Genomic DNA, 6,852 nt, shown 5'->3' with positions numbered 1-6,852 from the left:
CCCTGCACCCCCAAACCCCCGACAACGCTAGAAGGTGCGTGCCGCACACTGCATTTGAGTTTCTCAATTGAAAAATTTGCTAAGCAAATTTTTATTCCATCTTATTTGGATTCTCTCGCTAACCCATCAGCTCGCAATGACGCCTTATATTATCTAATACACCCCGCATTCATTATAGAGAGAATCTCGCTCCACAGGGACAAACCCCGCATCTTTTATCTGATAAATAAGCTCATCTTTGCTAATGCCATGCCTGCTTTTTGCGCCAGCAGCGGATTGTATGCTTTCCACCTCGATTGTCCCATCCATATCATCTGCGCCAAACTCCTGCGCCACAAGTGCGAGATTAAGCCCCAAAGTCGCCCAATACGCCTTGATATGTGGGATATTTCCTAGCAAAATTCTAGCAATTGCAATGGTTTTAAGAATCTCCTGCCCGCTGGGAAACTCGCTCACTTTCAAATAATTATTTTGCTTTTGATAAAGTAGCGGGATAAAGGCATTAAACCCGCCTTTTTTGGCATCTACCCTCTCCCTCGCACTTTGCGCGTCCTTTAGCTTAAGCATATGATCGATCCTATCCTCCCTAGATTCTATATGCCCAAAAAGCATCGTGGCGTTGCTCATCTTGCCAAGAGAGTGCCAATATTTGTGGATTTCAAGCCATCTATGCGCCTTTACTTTGCCTTTACAAATATACTCGCGCACTTTTGGCGCGAAAATCTCCGCCCCACCTCCGGGCATAGAATCCACGCCATTTTCCGCCATATCCTCCAACACACGCTCAAAGCCCTTGTTAAATTTCCTGTCTAAAAAATCCACCTCCGCAGCGGTAAGCGCTTTGATATGAAGCTCTGGCAGGGCTTTTTTAATCTCTCTAAACACATTCAAATACCATTCATAAGTGTAATTTGGATTGTGGCTTGAGACGATATGCACCTCTTTTGCGCCATTTTTGGCACTTTGCACGGCTTGACTTAGGATTTCATCGATACTCATTTCATAAGGATTTGGATTTTTCCTATGCGCGCTAAAGGCACAAAACTTGCAAATGTCCGCGCAGATATTGCTGGGGTTGATGTGGCGATTGATATTAAAAAAAGTCTTTTTTTGGTATTTTTCTTGTCTGATGGAATCTGCGGCATTGCCAAGCGTGAAAAGATCAAGCTCATAAAGCTTGCTAAATTCTTGCGCGCTTAGCTCATCTCCGCATAGCGCAGATTCTAAAATGTCTTTCATAGCCTACCTCGATTTGTGCAAAAAGGATTTTTAAAAGCGTGGCATTGTAGCGCAGATTCTTAATTTAATTGATAATGTCTGCGCGGAAGTGAGGTTTGGAATCTACCCAATAAACATTATCGCCACGCCACTGCCAACTTGTGTGCCTTCAGTGGCATAAATCTCTTTCACCACGCCATCAACAGCCGCTAGCACTTCATTTTCCATTTTCATCGCCTCAATGATTGCCAGCGTATCGCCAACTTTCACGCTATCTCCAACCTTTACCTTTAGCTTTGTGAGCGTGCCGGGCATCGCACTTGTGGCATGTCCAGAGCATGTAGCTTGTGGCAATCCTTTTGGCTTAGAATCTCGCTTTTCACGCGCAGAAGCCTCGCCTAACGCCTCGACATACACTTCGCGCAATTCCCCATCTATGCGCATAAAAAACGGCCTCACACCCGCGCTTTTCTCGCCACTGCCTTCAATCTTAATCTCATACTGCTCGCCATTAATGGTAATCGCAAATTCTTTTGGTAGTTTATCCGCGCCCTTGTCTTCAAAGCTTTCCAAACTTTCAGGCTTGAGCTTATCCGCGTTGCGCTCGGTTAAAAACGCCTTTGCAATGCCACCAAAAATCGCGTATGAAATCACATCTGTGTCACTTTTTGCAAAGTCTTTAGATTCACTTTTTGCCACTGCTAGTTCAGGCGAGAGCAAATCCGCTGGGCGCTTTGTATTTGGCTTTTCCTTTCCCAAAACTTTTTGCATGAGATTTTGAGAAATTGGCGCGGGCGTTTTGCCATAGAGCCCTTTAATGATATTGCGCGTTTCAGTTGTGATAGCCTTGTAACGCTCGCCCATAAGCACATTTAGCACCGCCTGCGTGCCGACAATCTGACTTGAAGGCGTGACAAGTGGCGGATACCCAAAATCCTCGCGCACACGCGGAATCTCCTCCATCACCTCATCCATTCTATCAAGCGCGTTTTGCTCACGCAATTGATTTGCCATGTTTGAAATCATCCCGCCGGGGATTTGCGAGAGAAGCACGCGCGTATCGATTTGATTATACACAGATTCAAACTTCGCGTACTTTTTGCGATTGCGACGCAGAATCTCGCTTGCCTGCTCCATTAGCTCGATATTGAGCCCGCTATCATATTCGCTTCCTTTGAGCGTGGCTACCATTGACTGCGTGCAAGGGTGACTTGTGCCTTCACTCAAAGCAGAATTTGCCAAATCAAGCACATCAACGCCTGCCTCTAGCGCCTTTAAATGCGCGCCAAAAGCAAATCCCGCGGTTGAATGCGTATGTAAGCTAAGCTGCAAATTAATCTCTTCTTTTAAAGCCTTCACAAGCTCATACGCTTTAAAAGGCGTTAATAAGCCCGCCATATCCTTAATCGCTAGAGAATCACAGCCCATTTTTACCATTTCTTTTGCGTATTCCACAAAGCCCTTTGTCGTATGCACAGGCGAAGTCGTGTAGCAAATCGCACCTTGTGCGTGCTTGTCATATTTTTTGATGGATTCTATACAGGTTTTGAGATTGCGCGCGTCATTGAAAGCATCAAAGATTCTAAAAATATCCATTCCCGCCTGTGCGCTTAAGCGGATAAATTCCTCCACCACATCATCAGCATAGTGGCGATAGCCGATGAGATTCTGCCCGCGCACGAGCATTTGCAATGGCGTGGTTTTAAAAATTTCCTTAAAAGTCGCAAGGCGCTCAAATGGATCCTCTTTGGTATAGCGCAAGCACGCATCATAAGTCGCGCCACCCCACACTTCCACGCTGTGAAAGCCGACTTTCTCAAATAGCCTTGCCGCCTCTATCATATCCTCTGTGCGCATTCTCGTCGCAAGGAGGGATTGCTGTCCGTCACGCAAAGAATTTTCTGTGATTTTTATCATATCGCTTCCTTAAAAGTGAAAACTTTAATGTCGCATTATACTATGTTTTGCTAAGTTAATATTTCATAGCGCAAAATTGTGCGCGCATTTTGATATTCTTTTCCCACAAGCTCTAGGTTTTCAAACTTTATGCGCTCTAAGGATTCTATATTTTCTAGCTTTTCTGTTTTTTCTAGCTTTTTTGGCGCGCGATTTTGGCATTTTAGCGCGAGCTCTCTTGCATAGATTCCACGATAAAATTTTGAGCTGTGGCTTAGTTTTTTGCCATTTTTTAGAAATTCTATTTGAATGTGCGGAAGTGAGATTGGCGCGAACTTAATATAAATTTCTGCGCGTAAATCGATGATTTGCGTGCTTTTTTGCTTACTTTGATGCGTTTGTAAAAATGCCTGCAAATCAGAATCTTGAGCTTGAAAAAGCGTTTTGAGGCTAAAAGCGCCCTTGCCCTTATTTTGGTGCAAATTATAAAAAGGAATGGCGTCGTTTGCGCGGATTGTGCCAAAGAGATTGCTAAAAATAAGGAGATTTTCATACAAAAAATTTTGAGAATCTTTTGGCAAATTCTCAAACCCCAGCGCCTTGTACGCCACACCGCTATAAAGCCTAATAGCCTCAATGCGAGGTGAAGTAAGCAAATTTTGACACAAACTAAGCATTTGCAAATCAAGCTCTTTTGTACCAAAAAGAGAAAGCAAGGTTTTTTCATCAGATTCTCTTAACGCGTGCAAATACGCATTAAGCGCGTTTTGCTTGTAGGTTTTTGTGGAAAAAAGATATTCCAAAGGCGCGCTAGATTGCTTAAAGCCTTGAAAATCTGGCATGTTTTTGCCCTCACTCGGGCTAAAAAGCAAAGTCATTTTTCACTCACTTAGAATCTAACTATAACGCAAGGAATCATAATCTTGTGGCAAAAGAAAATCCTCGCACAAAAGCTTCTGCGCATAAATGCCCGCATCAAATCCAAGTGCAAAAAGCTTATCAATTGCGCTTTTTTGCAAATCGCTCAAAGTCGCAGAATCCGCGTTTGCGTAGAGATTTAAATACACTTCTAATTTTTGAGAATCCACGCGCACCAAATTGCGCTCTAAAAGCATTTTGCTTAGGATTTTTTTATTATTTACCGCGACTTTGACGGCTTGTGTGAGCGCGTCCTCGCACTCAAGCGCGATATTAAGCGGAAGTGAGCGCGAAATCGCCATGCCACCAAGAGGCAGCGGCAACCCACCACCGCTCAAATCCTCCCAAATATCCCACAGCTCGGCTTCCACTACAAGTGAAGAATCAAACTCTAAAATCGATTCATGAATTAGCACGCCCGCATCAACCTCGCCACTTAGCACGCTAGATTCTATCTCAAGGAAATTTTTATACACAATGCGCGCGTTTGGATACGCAAGCCTAAAAAGCAGGGCATTTGTCGTGTGTGCGCCACTAAGAGCGACTTTAAAATTTTGCTTCAAATGCGTTTGGGATTTTTTAATAAGTTTTGGTCCATAGCCATCGCCAAAGCTCACTCCTGTGCGCAAAAGCGCGTAATTTTGCGCGATAAGCGGGTAAAGCGCAAAAGAAATCGCGCTTATATCAAAGTGTGATTGCAACGCGGATTCATTGAGTGTTTGGATATCTTCTGCGCAAGATTGAAAACGCAAATGTGGCGTGCTAATCCAGCCAAAATTGAGCGCATAATACATAAATAAATCATCAGCATCAGGGCTATGTGCCACACTTAGATTGCGCGTTTTGGGTGTGAAAATTTGATCCATATTGTTTTATTCCCCTTTTGATTATATCACTTTGGCGAACAAGTCCGCCAAAGCTCCGCTCCGCTTGTGCCTTCGCGGAAATAAATTCCGCTTTGGCTTGAGCTTCGCGCACATACACAACCCTAATTGGTTGATAAGATTCCATAGATTCTCTAACGCATTGTGGTGATTTTGGAATCCTTATAGATTGCTTCGGATTTTTCAAATCTTTGCAATGACATGTGATATTTTTGTCATTGCGAGGCGTAGCGAAGCAATCCACTTTTACCAAAAGTTCAGATTCTATCGTGTTATTGATTAACTCACTCGCCTTTTTTGACTTTCACTTTATAATCTTGGATTCCCAAAGTCACGCCCGTGCTTAGGTTTCTAAAAAGTGTATAATCCTGCGCGCGCTCATAGTAAATCTCTTGCTCATTTTTGACAAACCACTGAATCATCGTGTTATTTTTCTCCACGCGCTTTCCTTCACCCTCAAAAATATCGCGCACAAACAAAATATCCTCAAACAAATCCCCATAGCTCACCGTACCAAAAAAGTTTTTTGCTGCGCTCCATTTGCCCGCGCAGTCAGTGTTAAAACAAATTTCTTTCTCTTTTATAATGATTTTCCCAACAGGCTTTCCTAGCGTGTAGAGCGTGATTTCTGTCTGCTTTTTTTTGTAAAGTATCGTGGCAAAATCATAAAAAGAAAATTGCGGGGATTGAATTTGGAGAATCTTAAATTTTGTGGGCTGTATGACTTCTTCTTCTTGCTCGGCAGGCTTGTTATTTACCCCAAGTGTCGCGCTAAGCTTATCAAGCAAATCAGCGCAACCACCGAGGAAAAATATCAAAGGAAGAATGGCGTAAAAAAAATGCTTTCTCATTATTTATAATGGCGCAGGTAGCAACGCCTTATCTGCCACCAGATAGGACTTTATACCAGATTCTGCCATCAAGTTTTAGTTGCATACTTACTTGCATAACGCCATCTTTCCAAATGCTTTCGCTTATTTCAGCATTGCGGATAAGGGCTTGCACTTTTGTTCTGACGGTTGAGTTTTGCACCACCATATCTTTTACCGTATCTTGTGCGTTCAAGCGGATTCCATACATTTTTTCGCCGATTTGTCTATACGCATCTACAATCGCCGCGCGCTTTGCTAGCGCCATCGCCTGTCCGGGAGAAATGGTATTTTCTGGCGGGATTCCCATACCTACAGCATTTAGCTCGATAATGTTTGTTTCTGTGAGCATTGGTGAATTTGGGATAAGCGGCTCTTGATTGTTGTTGCGATTAGGGATAATCGTATCATCTCTATCAAACTTTGGCTCATTATCTTTCACACCTGAAATTTCCACCTTGTCAATCACCATTGTATTTACGCGCTGTGGGCGTGGCTGCGCGTTTTGGGTGGAAAGCAGGTTTGGATTCTGATTATACGCTGGCATTGGCGGATAAGTTGGAGGCGTTATAGGCGCGTAGTTTCCACCTTGCGCAGATGGTGGGATAAGCCCATTTGCGTTGTTTGCATTAGCCCCTCCTACATCAAATAACCCACCGCAACCACTGACAAAAAGCACCATCGTGGCAACTATTGATCCTTTAAGCACTTTGTTTTTCATATTTCAATCCTTTGACTTGATTTACTTTAGGCAAAAAGCAAAAGGTATTCCAATTTTTTGGATTGTATTATTTTAGCGGGCATTGCCCGCCAAAGCTCCGCTCTAAGTGCATATATAACCTTTTTTTAGTTGATAAAATTCTATGGTTTCTTTAACGCGTTTTGGTGGTTTGAGAATCTTTTGTGGATTGCTTCGCTCGTTCCTCGCTCGCAATGACAGAGACACCGCGCGTCATTGCGAGCGCAAGCGAAGCAATCCAGAATTAAAGGAATTCAAGTTACGCATTGAAAATGCGTAACCCTTAAAAAGCGTTGTCGGGGTTTGGGGGTTGCAAGGGGGATAAGGG

The 6,852-nt window shown here is 43.4% G+C and carries 6 protein-coding genes and 1 pseudogene; all 7 read right to left on the bottom strand.

The window, feature by feature from the left end; translation table 11 throughout:
• Positions 1–153: 153 nt before the first annotated feature.
• A complete protein-coding gene (gene mqnE / locus CQA49_RS09555; protein ID WP_115575726.1) occupies positions 154–1,239 on the bottom strand; it encodes an aminofutalosine synthase MqnE in 1,086 nt (361 codons plus the stop codon).
• Between the two features lie 102 nt (positions 1,240–1,341).
• Entirely contained in the window at positions 1,342–3,135 is a 1,794-nt protein-coding gene (gene oadA / locus CQA49_RS09550) for a sodium-extruding oxaloacetate decarboxylase subunit alpha (RefSeq protein ID WP_115575725.1), read from the bottom strand.
• A 50-nt stretch (positions 3,136–3,185) separates the two neighbouring features.
• The gene (gene yaaA, locus CQA49_RS09545; protein ID WP_115575724.1) at positions 3,186–3,992 is read right to left on the bottom strand and encodes a peroxide stress protein YaaA; all 807 of its coding nucleotides are present in this window, start codon (positions 3,990–3,992) and stop codon (positions 3,186–3,188) included.
• 18 nt (positions 3,993–4,010) lie between these two features.
• Positions 4,011–4,898 (bottom strand): menaquinone biosynthesis family protein, encoded by an 888-nt coding sequence (locus CQA49_RS09540; RefSeq protein WP_115575723.1) that lies wholly within the window; start codon positions 4,896–4,898, stop codon positions 4,011–4,013.
• Entirely contained in the window at positions 4,849–5,160 is a 312-nt protein-coding gene (locus CQA49_RS09930) for a hypothetical protein (RefSeq protein ID WP_147288688.1), read from the bottom strand. The genes CQA49_RS09540 and CQA49_RS09930 overlap by 50 nt, the downstream gene beginning before the upstream one ends.
• Positions 5,161–5,200: 40 nt before the next feature.
• Complete coding sequence (locus CQA49_RS09530) at positions 5,201–5,767, bottom strand: hypothetical protein (protein WP_115575721.1); 567 nt, start codon at positions 5,765–5,767, stop codon at positions 5,201–5,203.
• A 28-nt stretch (positions 5,768–5,795) separates the two neighbouring features.
• Positions 5,796–6,158: pseudogene (locus tag CQA49_RS10710) on the bottom strand (LPP20 family lipoprotein); the annotation flags it as partial.
• Positions 6,159–6,852 lie beyond the last annotated feature (694 nt).

Origin of the sequence: Helicobacter sp. MIT 00-7814, from assembly GCF_003364115.1 — a bacterium.
Classification (GTDB): domain Bacteria; phylum Campylobacterota; class Campylobacteria; order Campylobacterales; family Helicobacteraceae; genus Helicobacter_F.
This window is presented reverse-complemented; position numbering and strand designations above follow the sequence as displayed.